The sequence below is a fragment of the Pseudomonas orientalis genome, assembly GCF_022807995.1.
Taxonomy (GTDB): Bacteria; Pseudomonadota; Gammaproteobacteria; order Pseudomonadales; family Pseudomonadaceae; genus Aquipseudomonas; species Aquipseudomonas orientalis_B.
In genome coordinates, this window is sequence record NZ_CP094351.1 from 15,910 (window position 1) to 38,175 (window position 22,266).

Annotated in this window: 21 protein-coding genes; 11 read left to right on the forward strand and 10 right to left on the reverse strand. The window is 61.8% G+C overall.

Annotated features, from left to right (window positions below):
• Positions 1 to 64: 64 nt before the first annotated feature.
• The 5 genes from MRY17_RS00065 to def all read right to left on the reverse strand — a co-directional run bounded on the left by MRY17_RS00065 (position 65) and on the right by def (position 4,627).
• Positions 65 to 376 carry a tetratricopeptide repeat protein gene (locus MRY17_RS00065; protein WP_065897832.1) on the reverse strand — a complete coding sequence of 104 codons (312 nt, stop codon included), beginning with the start codon at positions 374 to 376 and terminating at the stop codon, positions 65 to 67.
• A gap of 18 nt (positions 377 to 394) precedes the next feature.
• Positions 395 to 1,768 (reverse strand): Trk system potassium transporter TrkA, encoded by a 1,374-nt coding sequence (gene trkA, locus MRY17_RS00070; RefSeq protein ID WP_124360585.1) that lies wholly within the window; start codon positions 1,766 to 1,768, stop codon positions 395 to 397.
• Between the two features lie 22 nt (positions 1,769 to 1,790).
• Positions 1,791 to 3,101, reverse strand: a complete 1,311-nt coding sequence (gene rsmB, locus MRY17_RS00075; RefSeq protein ID WP_191956286.1) for a 16S rRNA (cytosine(967)-C(5))-methyltransferase RsmB — start codon at positions 3,099 to 3,101, stop codon at positions 1,791 to 1,793.
• Positions 3,098 to 4,051 (reverse strand): methionyl-tRNA formyltransferase, encoded by a 954-nt coding sequence (gene fmt, locus MRY17_RS00080; RefSeq protein WP_181284494.1) that lies wholly within the window; start codon positions 4,049 to 4,051, stop codon positions 3,098 to 3,100. Before fmt ends, rsmB begins: the two co-directional genes overlap by 4 nt.
• A 69-nt stretch (positions 4,052 to 4,120) precedes the next feature.
• Positions 4,121 to 4,627, reverse strand: coding sequence for a peptide deformylase (gene def / locus MRY17_RS00085; protein WP_005783383.1), 507 nt, complete (start codon positions 4,625 to 4,627; stop codon positions 4,121 to 4,123).
• A 135-nt stretch (positions 4,628 to 4,762) separates the two neighbouring features.
• On the opposite strand from def, the gene MRY17_RS00090 reads away from it, so the two are divergent.
• The 3 genes from MRY17_RS00090 to MRY17_RS00100 all read left to right on the forward strand — a co-directional run bounded on the left by MRY17_RS00090 (position 4,763) and on the right by MRY17_RS00100 (position 7,322).
• Positions 4,763 to 5,539, forward strand: coding sequence for a peptidoglycan-binding protein (locus MRY17_RS00090; protein ID WP_243353081.1), 777 nt, complete (start codon positions 4,763 to 4,765; stop codon positions 5,537 to 5,539).
• 63 nt (positions 5,540 to 5,602) lie between these two features.
• A complete protein-coding gene (gene dprA / locus MRY17_RS00095) occupies positions 5,603 to 6,706 on the forward strand; it encodes a DNA-processing protein DprA (RefSeq protein ID WP_243353082.1) in 1,104 nt (367 codons plus the stop codon).
• 58 nt (positions 6,707 to 6,764) lie between these two features.
• Positions 6,765 to 7,322: an L-threonylcarbamoyladenylate synthase gene (locus MRY17_RS00100; protein ID WP_057725743.1), complete on the forward strand. Its 558-nt coding sequence runs from the start codon at positions 6,765 to 6,767 to the stop codon at positions 7,320 to 7,322.
• Positions 7,323 to 7,426: 104 nt separating this feature from the next.
• Here MRY17_RS00100 and MRY17_RS00105 read toward each other — a convergent pair whose 3' ends face one another.
• Complete coding sequence (locus tag MRY17_RS00105) at positions 7,427 to 8,404, reverse strand: NADPH:quinone reductase (protein ID WP_124356410.1); 978 nt, start codon at positions 8,402 to 8,404, stop codon at positions 7,427 to 7,429.
• Between the two features lie 159 nt (positions 8,405 to 8,563).
• On the opposite strand from MRY17_RS00105, the gene hemF reads away from it, so the two are divergent.
• Together hemF and aroE are read left to right on the forward strand one after the other, a co-directional pair.
• On the forward strand, positions 8,564 to 9,496 hold the full coding sequence (gene hemF / locus MRY17_RS00110; RefSeq protein ID WP_181284490.1) for an oxygen-dependent coproporphyrinogen oxidase: 933 nt from the start codon (positions 8,564 to 8,566) through the stop codon (positions 9,494 to 9,496).
• Positions 9,496 to 10,314, forward strand: coding sequence for a shikimate dehydrogenase (gene aroE, locus MRY17_RS00115; RefSeq protein ID WP_191956289.1), 819 nt, complete (start codon positions 9,496 to 9,498; stop codon positions 10,312 to 10,314). The genes hemF and aroE overlap by 1 nt, the downstream gene beginning before the upstream one ends.
• Before the next feature lie 113 nt (positions 10,315 to 10,427).
• Here the strand turns inward: aroE and MRY17_RS00120 are convergent, their stop codons facing one another.
• The 3 genes from MRY17_RS00120 to betC form a co-directional block, all read right to left on the reverse strand.
• Entirely contained in the window at positions 10,428 to 11,996 is a 1,569-nt protein-coding gene (locus tag MRY17_RS00120) for a SulP family inorganic anion transporter (RefSeq protein ID WP_243353083.1), read from the reverse strand.
• A gap of 240 nt (positions 11,997 to 12,236) precedes the next feature.
• A complete protein-coding gene (gene choX, locus MRY17_RS00125; RefSeq protein ID WP_181285616.1) occupies positions 12,237 to 13,151 on the reverse strand; it encodes a choline ABC transporter substrate-binding protein in 915 nt (304 codons plus the stop codon).
• Positions 13,152 to 13,170: 19 nt separating this feature from the next.
• The gene (gene betC, locus MRY17_RS00130; protein ID WP_243353084.1) at positions 13,171 to 14,682 is read right to left on the reverse strand and encodes a choline-sulfatase; all 1,512 of its coding nucleotides are present in this window, start codon (positions 14,680 to 14,682) and stop codon (positions 13,171 to 13,173) included.
• Between the two features lie 103 nt (positions 14,683 to 14,785).
• On the opposite strand from betC, the gene MRY17_RS00135 reads away from it, so the two are divergent.
• From MRY17_RS00135 to MRY17_RS00160, 6 genes are all read left to right on the forward strand, one after another.
• Positions 14,786 to 15,736 (forward strand): choline sulfate utilization transcriptional regulator, encoded by a 951-nt coding sequence (locus MRY17_RS00135; RefSeq protein WP_243353085.1) that lies wholly within the window; start codon positions 14,786 to 14,788, stop codon positions 15,734 to 15,736.
• A 30-nt stretch (positions 15,737 to 15,766) separates the two neighbouring features.
• Positions 15,767 to 16,093, forward strand: a complete 327-nt coding sequence (locus tag MRY17_RS00140) for a DOPA 4,5-dioxygenase family protein (protein ID WP_243353086.1) — start codon at positions 15,767 to 15,769, stop codon at positions 16,091 to 16,093.
• A gap of 164 nt (positions 16,094 to 16,257) precedes the next feature.
• Complete coding sequence (locus MRY17_RS00145) at positions 16,258 to 17,217, forward strand: 2-dehydro-3-deoxygalactonokinase (RefSeq protein ID WP_181285620.1); 960 nt, start codon at positions 16,258 to 16,260, stop codon at positions 17,215 to 17,217.
• 1 nt (position 17,218) lies between these two features.
• The gene (locus MRY17_RS00150; RefSeq protein WP_243353087.1) at positions 17,219 to 17,839 is read left to right on the forward strand and encodes a 2-dehydro-3-deoxy-6-phosphogalactonate aldolase; all 621 of its coding nucleotides are present in this window, start codon (positions 17,219 to 17,221) and stop codon (positions 17,837 to 17,839) included.
• 48 nt (positions 17,840 to 17,887) lie between these two features.
• Entirely contained in the window at positions 17,888 to 19,036 is a 1,149-nt protein-coding gene (gene dgoD, locus MRY17_RS00155) for a galactonate dehydratase (protein WP_003170741.1), read from the forward strand.
• A 124-nt stretch (positions 19,037 to 19,160) separates the two neighbouring features.
• Positions 19,161 to 20,465 carry an MFS transporter gene (locus MRY17_RS00160; RefSeq protein WP_243353088.1) on the forward strand — a complete coding sequence of 435 codons (1,305 nt, stop codon included), beginning with the start codon at positions 19,161 to 19,163 and terminating at the stop codon, positions 20,463 to 20,465.
• A 73-nt stretch (positions 20,466 to 20,538) separates the two neighbouring features.
• Here MRY17_RS00160 and MRY17_RS00165 read toward each other — a convergent pair whose 3' ends face one another.
• Positions 20,539 to 22,200, reverse strand: a complete 1,662-nt coding sequence (locus MRY17_RS00165; RefSeq protein WP_181285623.1) for an FAD-dependent oxidoreductase — start codon at positions 22,198 to 22,200, stop codon at positions 20,539 to 20,541.
• Between the last annotated feature and the right edge of the window lie 66 nt (positions 22,201 to 22,266).

A 22,266-nucleotide genomic window follows, 5' to 3' on the forward strand; every position in this document is an offset into this window, starting at 1 on the left:
TCACAGATGCATTGGCTGACACACTGCTATCGGGGGCAAGCCCCCTCCCACATTTGGATTCCGCTCAGGCCAGGCGGTCGAGTTTCTTCAGGAATACCGTCATTTCTTTTTCGGCCTGTTTGTCCCCATGGGCCTGGGCCGCTTCGATGCCCTTCTCCCACGCCTGGCGAGCGGCCACGCTATCCCCCAGCCCTTGCTGCGCCTTGCCCAGCAACTTCCACGCCGCCGAATATTTCGGATCGAACTCGACGCAGCGCTGCAAATGCTCTGCCGCCTTGGCGTTGTCCTTCAGATCCAGATAACCCTTGCCCAAGCCAAACCGCAGCAGCGAATTATCCACACCCTTGGCGAGCATTTTCTCCAGGGATTCGAGCATGTCGGTCACTCCGTTTGATCAGAAAAAGCTCAAGCCCACGTGGAACAGCTTCTCCACATCGCGGATATGTTTCTTGTCCACCAGGAACAGGATCACATGGTCACCGGTGGCGATCACCGTGTCGTCGTGGGCAATGATCACTTCTTCATCGCGAATGATTGCGCCAATGGTGGTGCCCGGTGGCAAGCCGATATCGCGGATGGCTCTGCCGATGACTTTGCTCGACTTGGAGTCGCCATGGGCGATCGCCTCAATGGCCTCCGCCGCGCCACGGCGCAGGGAGTGCACGCTGACGATGTCGCCACGGCGCACGTGAGCGAGCAAGGTGCCGATGGTCGCCAATTGCGGACTGATGGCGATGTCGATATCGCCGCCCTGAATCAGATCGACGTAGGCCGGGTTGTTGATGATGGTCATCACCTTCTTCGCCCCCAGCCGCTTGGCCAGCAGCGAGGACATGATGTTGGCCTCGTCGTCGTTGGTCAACGCCAGGAAGATATCGGCATCGGCGATGTTTTCTTCCATCAGCAGATCGCGGTCCGAGGCGCTGCCTTGCAGCACCACGGTGCTGTCGAGGGTGTCGGACAAATGCCGGCAGCGCGCAGGGCTCATCTCGATGATCTTCACCTGGTAGCGACTTTCGATGGCCTCCGCCAAGCGCTCACCGATCTGCCCGCCGCCGGCGATGACGATGCGTTTATAGGTCTCGTCGAGCCGGCGCATTTCGCTCATTACCGCACGAATATTCGCCTTGGCCGCGATGAAAAACACCTCGTCATCTGCTTCGATCACCGTGTCGCCCTGGGGCAGGATCGGCCGGTCACGCCGGAAAATCGCGGCGACGCGGGTTTCCACATTCGGCATGTGTTCGCGCAATTGACGCAGTTGCTGTCCCACCAGCGGCCCGCCGTAGTAAGCCTTCACCGCGACCAGTTGCGCCTTGCCCCCGGCGAAGTCGATCACCTGTAAGGCACCCGGAATTTCGATCAGGCGCTTGATGTAGTGCGTGACCACCTGTTCCGGACTGATCAGCACATCCACCGGAATGGCATCGTTGTCGAACAGGCCCGCGCGGGTCAGGTAGGCGGCTTCGCGCACACGGGCGATCTTGGTCGGGGTGTGGAACAGCGTGTGGGCGACCTGGCAGGCGACCATGTTGGTCTCGTCGCTGTTGGTGACCGCGACGAGCATGTCGGCATCGTCGGCGCCGGCTTGACGCAGCACGGTCGGGAACGACGCACGCCCTTGCACCGTGCGGATGTCCAGGCGGTCGCCCAGATTGCGCAGGCGCTCGGCATCGGTGTCGACCACGGTGATGTCGTTGGCTTCGCTGGCCAGGTGTTCAGCCAACGTGCCACCGACCTGCCCTGCCCCGAGGATGATGATTTTCATCCGGTCACTCCCTTAAAACCATTCAGCCGCGCGCGGCGGCGATCTTGATCAGTTTGGCGTAGTAGAAGCCATCATGCCCACCTTCCTGCGCGAGCAATTGGCGACCGTGCGGTTGCTTGATGCCGGCCGTGGTCGCGAGGTCCAGTTCCCGTGCGCCGCTGGTGCGGGCGAGGAAGGCTTGGATGACCTCGGTATTCTCGGTGGGCAAGGTGGAACAGGTGGCATAAAGCAGAATGCCGCCGACTTCCAGGGTGGGCCACAGTGCGTCGAGCAGTTCGCCCTGCAACACGGCCAGAGCGGCGATGTCGTCAGGTTGGCGGGTCAGCTTGATATCCGGGTGGCGGCGGATCACGCCGGTGGCCGAACAGGGCGCATCCAGCAGGATGCGCTGGAACGGTTTGCCGTCCCACCAAGTGGCGGTGTCACGTCCGTCGGCGGCGATCAGCTCGGCGCTCAAACCCAGGCGTGCGAGGTTTTCCCGTACGCGCGCCAGGCGTTTGGCTTCCAGGTCGACCGCTACCACACCGCCCAGGTCCTTTTCGACTTCCAGAATGTGGCAAGTTTTACCGCCCGGCGCGCAGCAGGCGTCCAAGACGCGTTGGCCGGGTGCCAGGTCGAGCAGGTCGGCGGCCAGTTGTGCGGCCTCGTCCTGCACGCTGATCCAACCGTCGGCAAAGCCCGGCAGGCTGCGCACGTCGGTGGCGACTTCGAGCACGATCCCGTCGATGCTGTACACGCACGGCGCGGCGTTGATGCCGGCCTCGGTGAGCAGTTGCAGGTAGGCGTCGCGGCTGTGATGGCGACGGTTGACGCGCAGGATCATCGGCGGATGGGCATTGTTCGCCGCGCAAATGGCTTCCCATTGCTGCGGCCAGAACGCCTTCAGGGATTTTTGCAGCCAGCGCGGATGCGCGGTGCGCACCACCGGGTCATGTTCCAGCTCGGCCAGCAGCTCTTCGCTTTCGCGCTGGGCGCGGCGCAGCACGGCATTGAGCAGGGCCTTGGCCCAGGGTTTTTTCAGTTTGTCGGCGCAGCCCACCGTTTCACCAATGGCGGCGTGGGCCGGTACGCGGGTATAGAGCAGTTGGTAGAGACCGACCAGCAGCAGCGCTTCAACATCGGCATCGGCCGCCTTGAACGGCTTTTGCAGCAACTTGGTTGCCAGTGCCGACAAGCGTGGCTGCCAACGCGCAGTGCCAAAGGCCAGGTCCTGGGTGAAGCCCCTATCACGGTCTTCAACCTTATCCATCTGCGTGGGCAGCGAACTGTTCAGCGATGCTTTGCCGTTGAGCACGGCGGCGAGGGCCTTGGCGGCGGCCAGACGCGGGTTCATTGGGCGACCACGCCGAGAACGGTGCCCAGGGCAAACTTCTCACGACGGCTGTTGAACAGATCGCTGAAATTCAGCGCCTTGCCACCGGGTAATTGCAGACGGGTCAGGCACAGCGCTTGTTCGCCGCACGCCACCAACAGACCGTCTTTGCTGGCGCCGATGATTTCACCCGGAGCGCCTGTGCCCTCGGCCAGGGTCGCGGCCAATACTTTCAAGGCTTCGCCGTTGAGCGTGCTGTGGCAGACAGGCCATGGGTTGAACGCACGCACCAGACGCTCAAGCTCCACGGCCGGGCGACTCCAGTCAATGCGCGCTTCGTCTTTGTTCAGTTTGTGGGCGTAGGTGGCCAGGCTGTCGTCCTGCACCTCGCCTTCCAGGGTGCCGGCAGCAAGACCGGCGATGGCCTGGATGACGGCCGGCGGGCCCATTTCAGCCAGGCGATCGTGCAGGCTGCCGCCGGTGTCTTGGGCAGTGATCGGCGTGGTGACTTTGAGCAGCATGGGGCCGGTGTCCAGCCCTGCTTCCATGCGCATCACCGTCACACCGCTTTCGCTGTCGCCCGCTTCCACGGCGCGCTGGATTGGCGCCGCTCCGCGCCAGCGTGGTAGCAACGAAGCGTGGCTGTTGATGCAGCCCAAACGTGGGATATCGAGTACAGCCTGGGGCAGGATCAAGCCGTAGGCGACGACCACCAGCAGGTCCGGCTTGAGCGCGGCCAGTTCCGCCTGGGCGTCGGCGTTGCGCAGGGTCGGCGGTTGCAGCACGGCAATGTTGTGCTCCAGCGCCAGTTGCTTGACCGGGCTGGGCATCAGTTTTTGCCCGCGCCCGGCCGGGCGATCCGGCTGGGTGTACACCGCGACGATTTCATAAGGGCTGGCAAGCAGCGCCTTGAGGTGTTCGGCGGCAAATTCGGGTGTACCGGCAAAAACAATGCGCAGTGGCTCGGTCATCGGAGTTCTCGGTTAAAAGCAGTCACAAAAGAAAAAGGCTTGCCGCAGCAAGCCTTTGGAAGGAGGGCATCAAGCTTGCTGGCGATGCTTTTTTTCCAGCTTCTTCTTGATCCGGTCACGTTTGAGCGTGGACAGGTAATCGACAAACAGCTTGCCGTTGAGGTGGTCGCACTCGTGCTGGATGCACACCGCCAACAGGCCTTCGGCAATCAGCTCGAACGGCTTGCCGTCGCGGTCCAGGGCCTTGATTTTCACACGCAATGGGCGTTCGACGTTCTCGTAGAACTCCGGCACCGACAGGCAACCTTCCTGGTATTCGCCCATCTCGTCGGTCAGCGGTTCGAACTCGGGGTTGATGTAAACCCGGGGTTCGCTGCGATCTTCGGACAGGTCCATCACCACGACGCGCAGATGCACGTTGACCTGGGTCGCGGCGAGGCCGATGCCCGGGGCTTCATACATTGTTTCAAACATGTCATCGACCAACTGACGAACCTTGTCGTCCACTACGGCCACCGGCTTGGCGATCGTGCGCAGGCGCGAGTCGGGAAATTCGAGGATGTTCAAAATAGCCATAAGCGTAATTGCTGCACATGTGAGGTAGAGGCAAATCGGCGGTGGGATGGACCCAGGCAGCCGGTGTGAAACGTTCGAAAGCCGCGAAGGCTATGGCGTTTCACGCGAACGCACATAATAAAGGAGATTGACCCCATGAGGAAATCGCTACTCGTCTTGCTGCTATGGGCCCCGCTGGCCATGGCGCTGATTCCACAGCCCGGCCAGCGCCTGGACCCTGTCACGCAAAAGGCTATACAGGGCTTTTTACTGCATAACCGCCTGCTCGATTCGCCCCAGGACCTGGACAACGCGCCTTATATTGTCGCCGCCGAGGGAGGGCGCGTGCTGGGCGCCAATGCAGAGCGCATCTACGCCAGGGGCAGGCTGGACCCGGCTCAGACGAGCTACGGAATCTTCCGCCAGGGCAAGGTCTACACCGATCCCGACACCCACGAACTGCTTGGGATTAACGCCAGCCACATCGGTACCGCGCGTTTTTTGCTGACCGATGACCTCACCACCCTCGCCGTGCAGCGGGTTACCCAGGAAGTGCGCCCAGGCGATCGTTTGCTCCGCACCGAACCTGGCGTGGACCTGGCCAATCTGCAAACGCCTGCATCCGCTCCCTTTGTTGAAGGTCACATCATCGACATCCCCAAGGGCGTCACGCAGATCGGCATCCTGGATGCGGTAACGTTGAACAAGGGGCGCCGGGATGGCGTGGTCGAAGGCCAATTGCTCACCGTGATCAGGCCCGGCGCCTCGCTGCGCGATGTACTCACCGGCGCCCCGACGCGACTCCCGGATGTGCGCGCCGGGACCCTGCTGGTGTTTCGCACCTATGAAAAACTCAGCTATGCCCTGGTTCTAAGCGCATCGCGACCGTTGGCGGTCATGGATCGTTTCGAGACTGACGACCCCATGCAATAAATAGCCTGCTAAATAAGTTACCAACAGAGTTATCCACAGCTTGTTCCGATCAAGGATGATCAGATGTTCCCGATAAACAGCAATGATATTTCCCCCGCTGAGCTGGAGGCCCGGCTACGCTTGCACAGGCTGCCGGAACTGGGTCCCAGGCGTTTCCACCGGTTGATCGAGGCGTTCGGCTCCGCATCGAAAGCCATCAGCGCACCCGCCAGTGCCTGGCGCGCGCTCGGGTTGCCGGCCGTCAGTGCCGATGCCCGGCGCAGTGCGGATATTCGCGATGGGGCCAGTGCGGCATTGGCCTGGCTGGCCCGCCCGGGCCAGCATTTACTGATGTGGGACCAGCCCGATTACCCTGCGCTGCTCGGCCAGATTGAGGGCGCTCCGCCGCTGTTATTCGTTGCCGGCGACCCATCGCTGCTGGAAAAACCGCAGTTGGCCGTGGTGGGCAGTCGTCGTGCTTCCCGACCCGGCATGGACACCGCCGCCGCCTTTTCCCGCAGCCTGGCAAGCGCCGGCTTTGTCATCACCAGCGGCCTTGCCTTGGGTATCGATGGCGCGGCCCATCAGGCGGCATTGGACGTGGGCGGTCGTACCATCGGTGTACTCGGCACCGGTCTGGAAAAACTTTATCCACAGCGCCACAAGCACCTCGCCGCCACCATGATTGCCCAAGGCAGCGCCGTGGTTTCCGAGTTTCCACTGGACGCGCCACCCCAGGCCGGTAACTTTCCACGGCGCAATCGTATTATCAGCGGTTTGTCCCTGGGGGTTCTGGTGGTGGAAGCCAGCATCGCCAGCGGTTCGCTGATTACCGCACGGCTGGCGGCGGAACAAGGACGAGAGGTGTATGCCATTCCGGGCTCCATCCATCACCCTGCAGCCAGGGGCTGTCACCAGTTGATCCGCGATGGCGCGGTGCTGGTGGAAACCATCGAGCACATTCTTGAAGGCTTGCGCGGTTGGCAGGCGTTGTCACGCCCGGCGCCGGTGCCGGTTGTGCATCCGCTGGTCGCCCTGTTGCATGCAGCGCCGCATACCAGCGAAGCCCTGGCGCTTGCCAGTGGACAGCCGTTGTCCCAAGTACTGGCGAGCCTCACCGACCTTGAACTCGAGGGCCAGGTGATCTGTGAAAGTGGGCGCTGGCTTGCGCGCGGCGAGCGGTTGTAGCTGGGTTTTGTAACGAAGATCGGTAAACTGCCCAGAGCTTTAGTTCGGAGAGTAAACAATGGTCAACAGGTGGCGTGTGCTGGAAGCCGCGCGAGAAATTCGCGCAGGTGCGGTGATTGCCTATCCGACCGAAGCGGTCTGGGGGCTGGGCTGCGACCCGTGGAATGAAGAAGCGGTGGACCGTCTGCTGGCGATCAAAAATCGCTCCGTGGATAAGGGCCTGATCCTGGTGGCCGATAATATTCGCCAGTTCGACTTCCTGTTCGAAGACTTTCCCGACACCTGGATCGAGCGCATGGCCAGCACCTGGCCTGGACCGAATACCTGGCTGGTGCCCCATCAGGACTTGCTGCCGGAATGGGTCACGGGTGTGCATGACACCGTGGCGCTGCGGGTCAGTGATCATCCGCTGGTACGGGATTTGTGCGCCCAGGTCGGGCCGCTGATTTCCACGTCGGCCAACCCTCAGGGCCGCCCGGCCGCGCGTACGCGGATTCGGGTGGAGCAGTATTTCCGGGGGCAGGTGGACCTTGTGCTGGGCGGCGCCCTGGGTGGGCGCAAGAATCCGAGCCTGATTCGTGACCTGGCGACGGGGGATGTGGTGCGGCCGTCCTGAGACCGAGTCGCGTCTATCGGGGGCAAGCCCCCTCCCACATTTGACCGAGTTGTCATGACGGACACCGATCAAGGGTGGGAGGGGGCTTGCCCCCGATGGCTTTCTTAAGGCAGCAGGATTGTTGAACCGGTCGTGCGCCGTCCGGACAACTCGGTCTGCGCCTTCGCCGCATCCGCCAGCGCATAGCGCTGGTTGATATCAATGCGCACCTTGCCGCTCTTGATCATCGAGAACAGATCGTCGGCCATCGCCTGCAAGTCCTTCGGGTTGCTCGCGTAGGTCGCCAGCGTCGGCCGCGTGACATACAACGACCCCTTCGCCGACAGAATCCCCAGGTTCACCCCGTCCACCGCGCCCGACGCATTCCCGAAACTCACCACCAGGCCACGCGGTGCCACGCTGTCCAGCGAGGTTAACCAGGTGTCCTTGCCGACGCCGTCATACACCACCGGCACCTTTTTACCGTCAGTCAATTCCAGCACGCGTTGTGCGACATTTTCCTTGCTGTAATCGATGGTTTCCCAGGCGCCAAGGGATTTGGCCAGGGCGGCTTTCTCCGGTGAGCTCACTGTGCCGATCAACTTCACACCCAGCGCCTTGGCCCATTGGCAGGCCAGGGAGCCGACGCCGCCGGCAGCTGCGTGGAACAAGATGGTTTCGCCGCCCTTCAACTCATAGGTCTGGCGTAACAGGTATTGCACGGTCAGGCCCTTGAGCATGGCGCCGGCGGCCTGTTCGAAACTGATTTCGTCCGGCAGATGCACCAGGTTGGCGGCGGGCAGTACGTGCAACTGGCTGTAGGCGCCGAGCGGGCCGCTGCCATAGGCCACGCGGTCGCCGACCTTGAATTGGCTGACTTCACTGCCCACGGCATCGACCACACCGGCGCCTTCGGCCCCCAGGCCCGAGGGCAACGCCGGTGGCGCGTAGAGGCCGCTGCGAAAATACGTGTCGATGAAGTTCAGGCCAATGGCTTCATTACGCACCCGAACCTGCTGTGGGCCAGGCTCCGCTGGCGTGTAGTCCACATACTCGAGCACGTCGGGGCCGCCATGGGCGCTGAACTGGATACGTTTGGCCATCTACCTTCTCCTTGGGTCGAATAAACGAAGGCCCCTATCGGACTCCTAAGCTTGATCTCCGTCAACTGCGACGGCGTGGAGTGCAGTGTTATCCTGTGCGCCCATTTGCCGCCGATGCCCAATGGCCTCGCGTAGCTTTGCCCGATTCAAGGTGATGCCATGACTACTCGCACCGAGGCTGTAAAAGCCTACCTGCTCGATCTGCAAGACCGCATTTGCAGCGCCCTGGAAACCTTTGAGACGGACACGCGCTTTATCGAAGACGCCTGGACCCGGCCTGCCGGCGGCGGCGGGCGCACCCGTGTGATTGAAAACGGGTCGGTTATCGAAAAAGGCGGCGTCAATTTTTCCCACGTGTTTGGCAGCGGCTTGCCCCCGTCCGCCAGTGCCCATCGCCCTGAACTGGCCGGTCGCGGCTTCGAGGCGCTGGGCGTGTCGCTGGTGATCCATCCCCACAACCCTCACGTGCCGACTTCCCACGCCAACGTGCGCTTTTTCACTGCCGAAAAAGAAGGCGAAGAACCGGTGTGGTGGTTTGGTGGCGGCTTTGACCTGACGCCCTATTACGGCAACGAAGAAGATTGCATCCATTGGCATCGCGTGGCCGAGCAGGCCTGCGCGCCGTTCGGTGCGGACGTTTACCCGCGCTATAAGGCCTGGTGCGACACCTATTTCCATATCAAGCACCGCAACGAGCCGCGCGGCATCGGCGGCCTGTTTTTCGATGACTTGAACGAGTGGGGCTTCGACACCTGTTTCGCCTTCATCCGCGCCATCGGTGATGCCTACATCGACGCCTACCTGCCGATCGTGCAACGTCGCCAGGCGATGGCCTATACCGAACAGCAACGCCAGTTCCAGGAGTTCCGTCGGGGCCGTTACGTCGAGTTCAACCTCGTCTATGACCGCGGCACGCTGTTTGGCCTGCAGTCGGGCGGGCGTACCGAGTCGATCCTGATGTCGCTGCCGCCCCAGGTGCGCTGGAGCTACGACTGGAAAGCCGAGGCCGGCAGCGAAGAAGCGCGCCTTACCGACTATTTCCTGCAAGACCGCGACTGGCTCGGCCTGGCTGCGCCCGAGGTGGTGGTGTGATGGATCGCTATGTCGTCTTCGGCAATCCCATCGGTCACAGCAAGTCACCGTTGATTCACCGCCTGTTCGCCGAGCAGACCGGCGAGCAAATGGACTACAGCACGCTGCTCGCGCCACTGGAGGATTTCATCGGCTGCGCCCGTGAGTTCTTTCAACACGGGCGTGGGGCCAATGTCACCGTACCGTTCAAGGAAGACGCTTTCCGGCTGGCCGACACCCTCACCGAGCGCGCCCAACGCGCCGGCGCGGTGAATACCCTGAGCACGCTGGCCGATGGCAGGTTGCTGGGTGATAACACCGACGGCGCTGGCCTGGTACGTGACCTCAAGGTCAACGCCGGGCTGGACCTGCATGGCAAGCGCATCCTGCTGCTGGGCGCCGGTGGCGCGGTACGCGGCGCATTGGAACCGTTGCTGGCCGAGAAGCCTGCCTCGCTGATCATCGCCAACCGCACCGTGGAAAAAGCCGAAGCGCTGGCCGAACTGTTCGACGACCTGGGGCCGGTGTCCGCCAGTGGTTTCGACTGGTTGCGTGAGCCGGTGGACGTGGTTATCAACGCCACCTCCGCCAGCCTGTCAGGCGATGTACCGCCGATTGCGGGCAGTTTGATCGAACCGGGCAGGACGTTCTGCTACGACATGATGTATGCCAAGGAGCCGACCGCCTTCTGTCGCTGGGCCAGTGAGCAGGGTGCAGCGGTAGCGATGGACGGCCTGGGCATGCTGGTTGAACAGGCGGCCGAAGCGTTCTTCCTGTGGCGCGGCGTGCGCCCAGAGTCGGCGCCGGTACTGGCCGAGCTGCGCCGCCAGTTGGCCTGACATACATCCAAATGTGGGAGGGGGCTTGCCCCCGATGGCGATCTGTCAGCTACCCATGTGTTGGCTGAAGCACCGCTATCGGGGGCAAGCCCCCTCCCACACTTTGATCGCATTCAGTCTTCGAAATGGATGGGGCAGTTTTCGGCGCCTTCCAGCTTCTTCAAGTCTTCAACCACCTGCGGCCTGGCCCCGCGCAAGGTCAGGCTGCGTCCCAGCCCCTTCAGCCGCCGCGCTTCCTGGTGCAGCATCTCCACCCCGGAGTAGTCGATAAAGTTGATCTGCTGCGCCTCGATCACCACCCGCTCGCGCTGCAACCGTTGCAGCCGCACCTGCAGGTAGTGGCTGGCGCCAAAAAAGATCGAGCCACCCACGCGCAACACATCCTCGTCACCGTCGCGCCATTGCTGCACCCGGGGTTGAGAGGTGCGCTTGAGGTAGAAAAACAACGACGCGAGTACCCCGGCGTAAATCGCCGTTTGCAGTTCCAGCAGCAAGGTAGCAACACATGTCAGCGCCATCACCACGAATTCGGCGCGGCTCACGCGGTACAACGCACGGATGCCGCGGTGGTCCACCAGCCCCCAGCAGATCAACAGGATACTTGCCGCCATGCTCGGAATCGGAATGTGCGCGATCAACCCCGCGCCAAACAGCGCGAACAGCGCCACCCAGAGCGCGGAAAACACGCCGGCCAATGGCGAGCGGGCGCCCGCCTCATAACTGAGGCCGGAACGGGTGAATGAACCTGCCGACAGATACCCGGAGAAAAATCCGCCGACGATATTGGATAAGCCCTGGGCGCGAACTTCTTGATTGGCGTCGAGCAGTTGCTGCGAACGGGCCGACAGTGAGCGGGCAATCGACAGGCTGGTCACCAGCCCCAGCATGCCCACCGCCACGGCGCTCGGCAGCAGGCGCAGGATCGTGTCCAGGTCCATGGGCAACGGGCGCAAGGGTGGCAGCTTGCCGATGAACGAACTGACCAACGCCACCTGCCCGAACAGCGCCGGCCACAGCCATGTGGCGAGGCTGCCCAGGGCCAGGGCGATCAACAGGCTCGGCCAGCGTGGCACCAGGTATTTGAGCAGTGCGCCGACCAGCAAGGTGCCCAGGCCCAGGATGAGCGATGCGCGGTCCCACTCGCCGGCATGCTCGAGCAGCGCCAGCAGGCTGTTAATCGCGGTGGCCTGGCTCGGCAGGTCCAGCCCCAGCAGGTTGGGCAACTGACCCAGGGCGATCACCACGGCGGCGCCCAGGGTGAACCCCAGCACCACCGAATGGGAGACGAAATTCACCAGCGCGCCGAAGCGCAGCATGCCCAGTAACCACTGGAACACTCCGGCGAGGACGGTCAGCAGCAGGATCAAGGTGATGTAATCCTGGGAACCCGGCACCGCCAGCGGGCTGATACTGGCGTAGAGCACAATGGAAATTGCCGCTGTAGGACCGCAGATCAGGTGCCAGGACGAGCCCCACAGGCACGCGATCAACACCGGAATGATGGCCGCGTACAGCCCGTACTCCGGTGGGAGCCCGGCAATCAGTGCGTAGGCAATCGACTGTGGCAGCGCGAGTACGGCGCCACTGAGGCCGACGATGGCGTCCCGACCGACGCTGGCGCGGGTTTGGCACGGCAGCCAACTGAGGAAAGGGAACAGTGTGTAGCGGTTGGGCCGGGACATCGCAGGCTCGGATTCACAGGTTGGGCTCAGGGTATCAGTACACACTGATCCTTGTGGGAGGGAACAAGCCCCTAGTGCCAGTCAGCTTTGTTGTAGGAGCGAGCTTGCTCGCGAAAAACTCACAGGCACCGCGTTCATTCAGAAAGCACGCGTTATCGTTGACGTTTTTCGCGAGCAAGCTCGCTCCTACAGAGGGCATTAGGGCAAGTGCCCCCTCCCACATTTGGATTGTGATGTGTCTTAGAGGTTGGCTTTTACCGCTGCCAACGCATCCTTGCCATCCAGGGTTTTCACGCCCTCCAGCCACTTGTCCAATACCGCCGGGTTGGCCTTGATCCACGCCTTGGCAGCTTCGGTATTGCTGGCCTTGTTGTTGGCCACTTCAGCCATGATGCTGTTTTCCATGTCCTGGGTGAAACTCAGGTTGGTCAGCAGTTTGCCCACATTCGGACAGGCTTGCGCATAGCCCTTGCGGGTCAAGGTGTAGACGCTGCCGGTGCTGCCGAAATACTGCTCGCCGCCTGTGAGGTAGTGCATTTTCAGTTGCACGTTCATGGGGTGCGGCGTCCAGCCGAGGAAGGTGACGAAGCGCTGTTTCTTTACCGCTCGCGAGACTTCGGCGAGCATCGCCTGCTCACTCGACTCGACCAGCTTCCACTGGCCGAGGTCAAAATCATTCTTCTTGATGATCTCCTGCAACGAGATATTCGCCGGCGCGCCGGAGCCGATGCCGTAGATCTTCTTGCCGAACCGGTCGGCGAATTTATTCAGGTCGGCAAAATCATGCACGCCGGCGTTCCACACATAGTCCGGCACGGCGAGGGTGAACTCGGTGCCGTCGAGATTCTTGGCCAACTGTACGACATCACCATTGGCCACGAACTTGTCGTAGAAGCCTTGTTGCGCCGGCATCCAGTTGCCCATGAACACATCCACCTGGCCATCCTTGAGCCCGCCAAAGGTAATCGGCACGGCCAGGGTGTCGACCTTGGGCGTGTAGCCCATGCCGGTCAGCAGAAAACCGGTGATGGCATTGGTGGCCGCAATGTCGCTCCAGCCGGGATCGGCCATTTTCACCGTTTCGCAACTCGAGTCCGCAAATGCATTGGCGCTGCTCAACGCCAGGATGCCCAGCACTACCGTTAACTTTTGCATGGCCTTCCCTCTGTATTTTTTAGTGTTGGCAGGGTTGTGGATAACGTGCCTTGCGCTCCAGGTCGTCGAGGTCGATATGGTTGCGCATGTACTGCTGACTCGCGTCCACCAGTGGCTGGTGATCCCAGCTCTTGAGCTTGCCCTGGGTCAGTGCTTGGAACACCAGGCGACGGCGGCGTTGGCTGGCGAGCACCTGTTGGTGGATCGCCGGGATGTCCCATTTGGCCCGGGCCTCATTCAAGAACGCCTCGAACAGTGGCCGGTGTTCCGGTGACTGGTTGAGGTTCTCCCGCTCGTGCGGGTCGTTATGCACATCGAACAGTAGACAGGGGTCGTCTTCGCTGTAGATGAATTTATAGGCGCCCCGGCGAATCATCATCAGCGGGCTGATGGTACCTTCGGCCATGTATTCGCCAAACACTTCGTCGTGCCCGCCCTCGCCTTGCAAGTGTGCCAGCAGCGAACGGCCATCCAGCGGCAGGCGCGGGTCCAGCTCGCCGCCGGCCAGCTCCACCAGGGTGGGCAACAGGTCGGCGGTCGAGACGGCCTGGGTCACACGGCGCGCCGCGAATTGGCCTGGCGCACTGATCAGCAGCGGCACGCGGGCGGCCATTTCGAACCAGTGCATTTTGTACCAGAGGCCGCGTTCGCCCAGCATATCGCCGTGGTCGCCGGAGAAGATGATGATGGTGTTATCGGCCAGGCCGGTGTCTTGCAGGGTTTGCAGCAGCTTGCCAACGTTGCTGTCGATGTAGCTGCATGCGCCGAAATAGGCACGCCGTGCATCGCGGATCTTATCCACAGGCAGCGGCTTGCCCCACAGGTCATAGACTTTGAGCAAACGCTGGGAATGGGGGTCGAGATCGCCCTGGGCCGGCGTCGCCGGCAAGGGAATGTCGTTGTCGTCGTACAGGTCCCAGAATGGTTTGGGAATGGTGTACGGGTCGTGGGGATGGGTCATCGACACCGTCAGACAGAACGGCTGCTCGCTGTCCTCGCGGATATGATCGAACAGGTATTGCTGAGCCTTGAACACCACCTCTTCATCGAAATCCAGCTGGTTGGTGCGCACGCATGGCCCGGCTTGCAGCACCGAGGCCATGTTGTGATACCAGGTGGGGCGTACATCCGGTTCGTCCCAGTTCACCGCCCAGCCGTAGTCGGCCGGGTAGATGTCGCTGGTCAGGCGCTCTTCATAACCGTGCAACTGGTCGGGACCACAGAAATGCATCTTGCCCGACAGCGCCGTGCGGTAGCCGAGGCGACGCAGGTAGTGGGCATAGGTCGGCACATCGGCGGGAAAATCCGCCGCGTTGTCGTAGGCGCCAATCTTGCTCGGCAGCTGGCCGCTGACCAGTGTGAAGCGCGAAGGTGCGCACAGCGGGCTGTTGCAGTAGGCGGCGTCGAAGACCACGCCTTGTTCGGCGAGGCGGCTCAGGTTTGGCAGCTTGATCGGGGAAGGCCCGTAGAGCGGCAACATCGGCGCGGCCATTTGATCGGCCATGATGAAAAGAATGTTCTTGCGCTTCATGGTTTCTCGGCATTCCATAGGCAGTGTTTATGCGAATGAGCATGCGGCCCCATGAAATAGCGGTAAAGCCCATGAAGAACAATACCTAGGATAAGCACGGCTTATGTATGAAGCGCTCGGAGACCTCTCCCTCGACCTGCTGCGTGCGTTCGAAGCGGCTGCGCGCCAGCGCAGTTTTACCGGCGCCGCGATGGAGCTGGGCACCACCCAACCGGCCATCAGCCAACAGATCAAACGGCTTGAAGAGCAACTGGCGATCCGCTTGTTCGATCGCATCTACCGTGGCATCGAATTGACCGACGCCGGCGCCCTGTTGTTCGAACACGTGCAAGCGGGCCTGCAAACCATCAACCTGGGCCTCGGCACCGTCACCCGGCAGGACCAGCATGAAGTGCTGCAAGTGGCCACCGACTTCGCCTTCGCCGCCTACTGGCTGATGCCGCGTCTGCATCGTTTCCACCAGGCCAACCCGCAGGTCGACGTGAGCCTGGTGACCAGCGAGCGCAACCACGCCAGCCTGCGCAGCGACATCGACGTGGCGGTGCTGTTTGGCGATGGACGTTTCAAGCAAGGCGACAGCCTCTGGTTGTTCAACGAGGAAGTGTTCCCGGTGTGCAGCCCGCAGTGGCTCAGGAACCAGGCCACAGCGCTGACGGTGCAGACCCTGCCGGACTACCCCCTGCTGCACTTGCGCCAGGAGAACAATCGGCAATGGTTCGATTGGGCCGGTGTGTTTCGCGAACTGGGTATCAGCGCCGCACCCACCCCTGGCCAGTTGCGTTTCGACAATTACACGCTGTTGATTCAGGCGGCTATTGCCGGCCAGGGCGTCGCGATCGGCTGGCGCCACCTGGTGGATAACCTGTTGGAGCAGAACTGGCTGTGCAGGCCGATCGGCGACACGGTGGTCTCGCGCTTCGGCTATTACGTGGTGCAGCCTCAGCGCAAGCGTCGTGGGCAGCTGGTCGAACGGTTTGTCGATTGGCTGGTGGCGGAGCAGGCCAGCAGTGCGCAGTCATTGACCGGGCTGGCCCTGCCGTCGATTGCGGTCTAGGATCGGCGCACAGTGGATCCGGAGTCCGTCATGCAACGTATCAAGGCCTATCACGCCCATATCTACTTCGACGCCGACACCCTTGAGCAGGCACGCACCTTGTGTGAGGACGCGGCGGCGCTGTTCCCGCTGCGCATGGGGCGTGTGCATGAGCGTGCGGTGGGCCCGCACCCGGACTGGAGCTGCCAGTTGGCATTCGAGCCGGAATACATTGGCGTGGTGCTGCCGTGGCTGGCGCTGCACCGCAATGGCCTGGTGGTGTTCCTGCACCCCGAGACCGGCGATGACCTGAAGGATCACACCGATTACGCGATCTGGATGGGCGCGATGCGGGAGCTGGATTTGTCTGTTTTCTAACCTGTTTGCGTTGATGCAATGCTCATTTTCTCAATGAGCTGTAGGATTTTGTGCGTCATACTCCCAATATATGGGACATGTATTTATATATTGAGATATTACAAAGCTTAGGTTTATATTCGCCCATCTGCTTTTTTCAGCACCCACTCATTTCAGGTGAAGCGATGCAGGCGCAATTGATCGCGCTCGATTGGGGAACCAGCTCCCTTCGTGCTTACAAACTAGGCCCCGCCGGCGTGGTGCTGGAACAACGCTCACTGGCGTCGGGCATCATGCATTTGCCCAGTGAACCGCGTGACATCGCGGGCGTGCGTTGCAGCAATGGTTTCGAGCTGGCCTTTGATACCGCCTGCGGGGACTGGCTCGACGCCCAGCCCGACCTGCCGGTGATTGCCTGCGGCATGGTCGGCAGCGCACAGGGTTGGAGCGAAGCGGCTTATCGCAACACCCCGGTGGATGTGGCCAGCCTGGGCCAGGCGCTGCACAAGGTGCGCAGCGTGCGTGGTGTCGATGTGCATATCGTGCCGGGCGTGATCGAACAGGTCGGCCTGCCCAATGTGATGCGCGGCGAAGAAACCCAGGTGCTCGGCGTGCTGCACGGGCTTGCGACTCAAGTACTGATCGGCCTGCCGGGCAGCCATTCCAAATGGGTCGAGGTGGTCGAGGGGTGCATCACTCACTTCGACACGTTCATGACCGGTGAGCTGTTCGCCGTATTGAGCCAGCACAGCATCCTGGGGCGTACCCAGCAATCATCGAAACATTTCCATACCGAGGCGTTTGACCGCGGCGTGCAGGTCGCGCTGTCGGCAGACGGTCGGCGCGGCGTGCTCTCGACCCTGTTCAGTGCCCGTACCCTCGGCCTGACCGCCCAACTGACGCCTGAGCAGCAGCCCGACTACCTGTCCGGCCTGCTGATCGGTCATGAACTCGCCGGTTTACCCGACAGCGCAAAACCCAAGCCGATCGTCCTGGTCGGTGCCGCCCCCCTCTGCGCCCGCTATCAACGTGCCCTCGCGCTGTGCGGCTTCGCCGACGTCAGCCTGGCGCAGGCAGCCAGCGAGCGCGGTTTGTGGCAACTGGCCGTGGCGGCCGGGCTCACTCAACCTGTAACGGAGGCCTGACATGCTTAAAACAGCACTCGCACAAAACGGTTTGATCGCGATCCTGCGCGGTGTGCGCCCGGACGAAGCCGAAGCGGTCGGCCGGGCGCTGTACCAGGCCGGTTTTCGCGTGATCGAAGTGCCGCTCAACTCGCCGGACCCTTACACCAGCATCCGCACCCTGCGCGACAGCTTGCCCGCCGATTGCCTGATCGGTGCCGGTACGGTGCTCACGCCCGAACAGGTCGAGCAGGTCAAGGCCGCCGGCGGTCAGGTGATCGTGATGCCCCACAGCGATGCCAAGGTATTGCGGGCGGCGACAGCGGCGGGCTTGTATCTGTCGCCGGGCGTCGCCACGCCGACCGAAGCCTTTGCCGCACTGGCCGAAGGCGCCGACGTATTGAAACTGTTCCCGGCCGAGCAAATGGCCCCGGCGGTGATCAAGGCCTGGCTTGCGGTATTGCCGGCGGGCACGTTGCTGCTGCCGGTGGGCGGTATCACCCCGGACAACATGCAAGTGTTTACCGACGCCGGTGCCAAAGGCTTCGGGCTGGGCTCCGGATTGTTCAAACCGGGGATGACCGTCGAGCAGGTTGCGAGCCGCGCCCAGGCTTATGTCGCGGCCTGGAAAGCCCTGAGCTGATTTCAAGTTCCGCGCCTGCTGGCGCTGCATCTATAAGAGAGACAACAGATGAAAATCACCAAACTGACGACCTTCATCGTCCCGCCGCGCTGGTGCTTCCTCAAGGTCGAAACCGACCAGGGCGTCACCGGCTGGGGTGAACCCGTGGTTGAAGGTCGCGCCCACACCGTGGCCGCTGCCGTCGAAGAATTGTCCGACTACCTGATCGGCAAAGACCCACGCAATATCGAAGATATCTGGACCGTGCTCTACCGCGGCGGTTTCTACCGCGGTGGCGCTGTGCACATGAGCGCCCTGGCCGGTATCGACCAGGCGTTGTGGGACATCAAGGGCAAGGCTCTGGGTGTGTCCGTCAGCGATCTGCTGGGCGGCCAGGTGCGCGACAAGATCCGCGTGTATTCGTGGATTGGCGGCGACCGCCCCGCCGACACCGCCCGCGCTGCCAAAGAGGCCGTGGCCCGTGGTTTCACTGCGGTGAAAATGAACGGTACCGAAGAGCTGCAGTTCGTCGACAGCTTCGAAAAAGTCGACCTGGCCCTGGCCAACGTCGCTGCTGTGCGTGATGCGGTCGGCCCCAACGTCGGCATCGGCGTCGACTTTCATGGCCGCGTGCACAAGCCCATGGCCAAGGTGCTGATGAAGGAGCTGGACCCGTACAAGCTGATGTTCATCGAAGAACCGGTGCTCAGCGAAAACTACGAGGCCCTCAAGGAACTGGCACCGCTGACCAGCACCCCGATTGCCCTGGGCGAGCGCCTGTTCTCGCGTTGGGACTTCAAGCGTGTACTCAGTGAAGGCTACGTCGACATCATTCAGCCGGATGCGTCCCACGCCGGCGGCATCACCGAAACCCGCAAGATCGCCAACATGGCCGAAGCCTACGACGTGGCCCTGGCCCTGCACTGCCCGCTGGGCCCGATTGCCCTGGCGGCCTGTCTGCAACTGGATGCGGTGTGCTACAACGCGTTTATCCAGGAACAGAGCCTGGGCATTCACTACAACGAGAGCAATGATCTGCTCGACTACGTGCGCGATCCGGGCGTGTTCGATTATGACCAGGGCTTCGTGAAGATCCCCAACGGGCCGGGCCTGGGCATTGAGATCAACGAGGAATATGTGATCGAGCGCGCGGCCATCGGCCACCGCTGGCGCAATCCGATCTGGCGCCATGCCGATGGAAGTTTCGCCGAGTGGTGATGTTGATTGACTGAAATGCGGTCAAAAATGTGGGAGGGGGCAAGCCCCCTCCCACATTTGATCCAATTTCGTCAGACAGCTCAGTTTTTCAGACCTCAATAAACATAAAAAGAGGCACCTCCCCATGCACCCTGAATCCCTCACCGGACAGGCTCCTTTAGTCACGCCTAGCCGAAAGCGCTTCTTCATCATGGTGCTGCTGTTCATCACCGTGGTGATCAATTACCTCGACCGCAGCAACCTGTCGATTGCCGCCCCGGCGCTGACCAGCGAACTGGGCATTGACCCGGTCCATGTCGGGCTGATTTTCTCGGCCTTCGGCTGGACTTACGCTGCGATGCAGATCCCTGGCGGCTGGCTGGTTGACCGCGTGCCCCCGCGCATTCTCTACACCGCCGCCCTGCTGCTGTGGTCCATTGCCACCGTCATGCTCGGCTTTGCCGCAAGCTTTATCGCGTTGTTCGTGCTGCGCATGGCGGTCGGCGCCCTGGAAGCCCCGGCCTATCCGATCAACAGCCGGGTGGTGACCACCTGGTTTCCCGAGCGTGAGCGCGCCACGGCGATTGGCGTCTACACCTCCGGACAGTTTGTCGGGCTGGCGTTTCTCACCCCCGTGCTGGCCTGGCTGCAGCATGCATTCGGCTGGCACATGGTGTTCGTCGCCACCGGTGGCGTCGGCATTTTGTGGGCGCTGATCTGGTACGCGGTGTACCGCGAGCCCATGGACTTCAAAGGCGCCAACGCGGCGGAAATCCAGTTGATCCGTGAGGGCGGCGGCCTGGTGGATATGCAGGAAAAGGCCGTCAAGGCGCCGTTCAGTTGGGTTGACCTGGGCATTGTGCTGAGCAAGCGCAAGCTGTGGGGCATCTACCTGGGGCAGTTCTGCCTGAACTCCACCCTGTGGTTCTTCCTGACCTGGTTCCCGACCTACCTGGTGAAGTATCGCGGCATGGACTTCATCAAATCCGGTCTGCTCGCCTCGCTGCCGTTCCTGGCGGCGTTCGTCGGTGTGCTGTGCTCCGGGATTTTTTCCGACTGGCTGATTCGCCGGGGCGCGTCGGTAGGCTTTGCGCGCAAGTTGCCGATCATCGGCGGGCTGCTGATTTCCACCGCGATCATCGGCGCCAACTACGTGGATTCCACCGCCTGGGTGATTGCATTCCTGGCGGTGGCGTTCTTCGGCAACGGCCTGGCGTCGATCACCTGGTCGTTGGTGTCCACGCTGGCACCTGCCCGCTTGCTGGGGCTGACCGGTGGTGTGTTCAACTTCATCGGCAACCTGTCGGCCATTGCCACGCCGATCGTGATCGGTTTTCTCGCCAGTGGTGATTCATTTGCGCCGGCGATTACCTATATCGCGGTGCTGGCGCTGCTGGGGGCGCTTTCCTATGTGTTGCTGGTGGGCAAGGTCGAGCGAATCGAGTTGTAAGCAATGCGACCCTGAGGCTGATCGTTCCCACGCAGAGCGTGGGAACGATCGTTCCTGGGGTTGCCTTACCTGTTCACGGCACGGACATCTCGTTACGGAACATGTTGTGCGGGTCCCAGTGCCGCTTGGTGCGGCGCAGGCGGCTTTCGATCATGAGGTCGGGGACGAAAATCTTGTACCAGTAGGGATTTTTCCCATTGCTGGGGTCGCCGCCGACATGGGTCATGTCCAGGTCCGGGTAATTGATGTAGCAACCCTCGAACTGGTCATTGAGGGGCACTCCCTGGTCATTGGCAAACGCTTGGAAAAACAGTCCCTGAATCCAGCGGGCGTGTGCCTGGTCTGCCGCCTCGCCGGCACCGTGCCAATAACATTGCGGTTGCCACTTCAGGTAGGAGGAGCGTTGTGAAGCCGACGACTCTTTGCGAACCGCCGGTGAAGGCTCGTTGATACGCCCGCCAAATGACTGGATTTGTATCAGGCTCTGGGTCAAGTGTTCATCAGGGTCGTCCAGGTGCAGTGTGTCCCAGATCGCCTGGAGCACCTGAGGGGTGAACTCACCCTTTTGATAGGCTGACTTGTAGCGCCCTCGCAGATTGTCCCCCGAACCGTTCAAGGTCTGCTGGCACACCAGCCAATCCAGGCGTCGTGTGGCCGCCAATGCGTCCGGCAATGCATTGATGGTGCGTCCGCGGGCGCCGCCGCTTGGCATATGCACGACGTAAAACGGCACCAGGCATTCCGTCGCGGGCAGGCCAATGGCGGCGAGCATTTTTGCGACGAAATCTTCAAAGGGCGCCTGGTCTTCCAGCCCTCCAGCCCGATCAACGTAGTGAACGCCCAGGGTCACATTGCCGGTGTTTGGGTGGCGCATCTCCAGTTTTGTGGCCAATCCCCAGGTGTCGGGATTGTTTTGGTTGAGGGCGAACCAGTCTTGATAGGCAATAAGCAGATTGTCGAGCCTGGACTTCTCGGTCAGCAGCGACCAGTCCCATTCCAGCGCCAGCCAGAGCACTTCCTTCGGCGCCTCGGGCAACGCCTTGAAGTAATAGCTGGTGATGATGCCGAACTGACCGCCGCCTGCGCCGCAACACGCCGCGAAGAGGTCCAGCTCGTCAGGGTCTGTACTGTCTCGCGAGACATGCACGGGTGTCAGTCCGCTGCCCTGTGCATTGGGCACCAACATGTCCACGCCGTGCAGCCAATCGCACACCAGGCCATGTTTGCGTGACAGCAACCCATAGCCGCCTCCGCAGATATGCCCGCCCAGGCCTACCGAATAGCACGAGCCGCCCGGCAATGTTTTATTGGCCAGCTTGTACAACCTGACGTAGGCGTCCCAATTCTGCGCACCGGCCTCCAGGCGAAAGCTGTAGCGTTCAGGCCGCGCGGGCACCAGCGCGGAAGCGAGTTGCCCGTCGGCAGCGTAGACCACTTGGTTCAGCGGGCTGATATCCAGAATCGATAGCACCTCGTCGCTGTTGCCGGGCATCCTGTTGGAGACGAAACCTTCGTAGCAGTGACCACCGCTTCGAACCGTTATACGGCCGTGGGTGATCGCCAGCGCCTCGGCGGCGGCGTCGATGATGTCCTGGGGACTGTGGCAGAGGTAGATGCGACTCGCGCCGTTGGACGACGACTCGCCCTGCACGTTGCCCAACGGCCAGCGCAGGTTGAAGCCTTTCTGCAAGGTGGAGTGACGGGAGTCTGAAGACGTAATGAGATCAAATGCCATGATGTACTCCTTAAGAGCCAAAGATGACTTCTGATGCAGCTAACTTAACGACCGGATGGCAAGAAC

Coding starts and splice junctions, on each gene's coding strand:
- MRY17_RS00065 (WP_065897832.1), bottom strand. CDS start 376: ATGCTCGAATCCCTGGAGAAAATGCTCGCCAAGGGTGTGGATAATTCG.
- trkA (WP_124360585.1), bottom strand. CDS start 1,768: ATGAAAATCATCATCCTCGGGGCAGGGCAGGTCGGTGGCACGTTGGCT.
- rsmB (WP_191956286.1), bottom strand. CDS start 3,101: ATGAACCCGCGTCTGGCCGCCGCCAAGGCCCTCGCCGCCGTGCTCAAC.
- fmt (WP_181284494.1), bottom strand. CDS start 4,051: ATGACCGAGCCACTGCGCATTGTTTTTGCCGGTACACCCGAATTTGCC.
- def (WP_005783383.1), bottom strand. CDS start 4,627: ATGGCTATTTTGAACATCCTCGAATTTCCCGACTCGCGCCTGCGCACG.
- MRY17_RS00090 (WP_243353081.1), top strand. CDS start 4,763: ATGAGGAAATCGCTACTCGTCTTGCTGCTATGGGCCCCGCTGGCCATG.
- dprA (WP_243353082.1), top strand. CDS start 5,603: ATGTTCCCGATAAACAGCAATGATATTTCCCCCGCTGAGCTGGAGGCC.
- MRY17_RS00100 (WP_057725743.1), top strand. CDS start 6,765: ATGGTCAACAGGTGGCGTGTGCTGGAAGCCGCGCGAGAAATTCGCGCA.
- MRY17_RS00105 (WP_124356410.1), bottom strand. CDS start 8,404: ATGGCCAAACGTATCCAGTTCAGCGCCCATGGCGGCCCCGACGTGCTC.
- hemF (WP_181284490.1), top strand. CDS start 8,564: ATGACTACTCGCACCGAGGCTGTAAAAGCCTACCTGCTCGATCTGCAA.
- aroE (WP_191956289.1), top strand. CDS start 9,496: ATGGATCGCTATGTCGTCTTCGGCAATCCCATCGGTCACAGCAAGTCA.
- MRY17_RS00120 (WP_243353083.1), bottom strand. CDS start 11,996: ATGTCCCGGCCCAACCGCTACACACTGTTCCCTTTCCTCAGTTGGCTG.
- choX (WP_181285616.1), bottom strand. CDS start 13,151: ATGCAAAAGTTAACGGTAGTGCTGGGCATCCTGGCGTTGAGCAGCGCC.
- betC (WP_243353084.1), bottom strand. CDS start 14,682: ATGAAGCGCAAGAACATTCTTTTCATCATGGCCGATCAAATGGCCGCG.
- MRY17_RS00135 (WP_243353085.1), top strand. CDS start 14,786: ATGTATGAAGCGCTCGGAGACCTCTCCCTCGACCTGCTGCGTGCGTTC.
- MRY17_RS00140 (WP_243353086.1), top strand. CDS start 15,767: ATGCAACGTATCAAGGCCTATCACGCCCATATCTACTTCGACGCCGAC.
- MRY17_RS00145 (WP_181285620.1), top strand. CDS start 16,258: ATGCAGGCGCAATTGATCGCGCTCGATTGGGGAACCAGCTCCCTTCGT.
- MRY17_RS00150 (WP_243353087.1), top strand. CDS start 17,219: ATGCTTAAAACAGCACTCGCACAAAACGGTTTGATCGCGATCCTGCGC.
- dgoD (WP_003170741.1), top strand. CDS start 17,888: ATGAAAATCACCAAACTGACGACCTTCATCGTCCCGCCGCGCTGGTGC.
- MRY17_RS00160 (WP_243353088.1), top strand. CDS start 19,161: ATGCACCCTGAATCCCTCACCGGACAGGCTCCTTTAGTCACGCCTAGC.
- MRY17_RS00165 (WP_181285623.1), bottom strand. CDS start 22,200: ATGGCATTTGATCTCATTACGTCTTCAGACTCCCGTCACTCCACCTTG.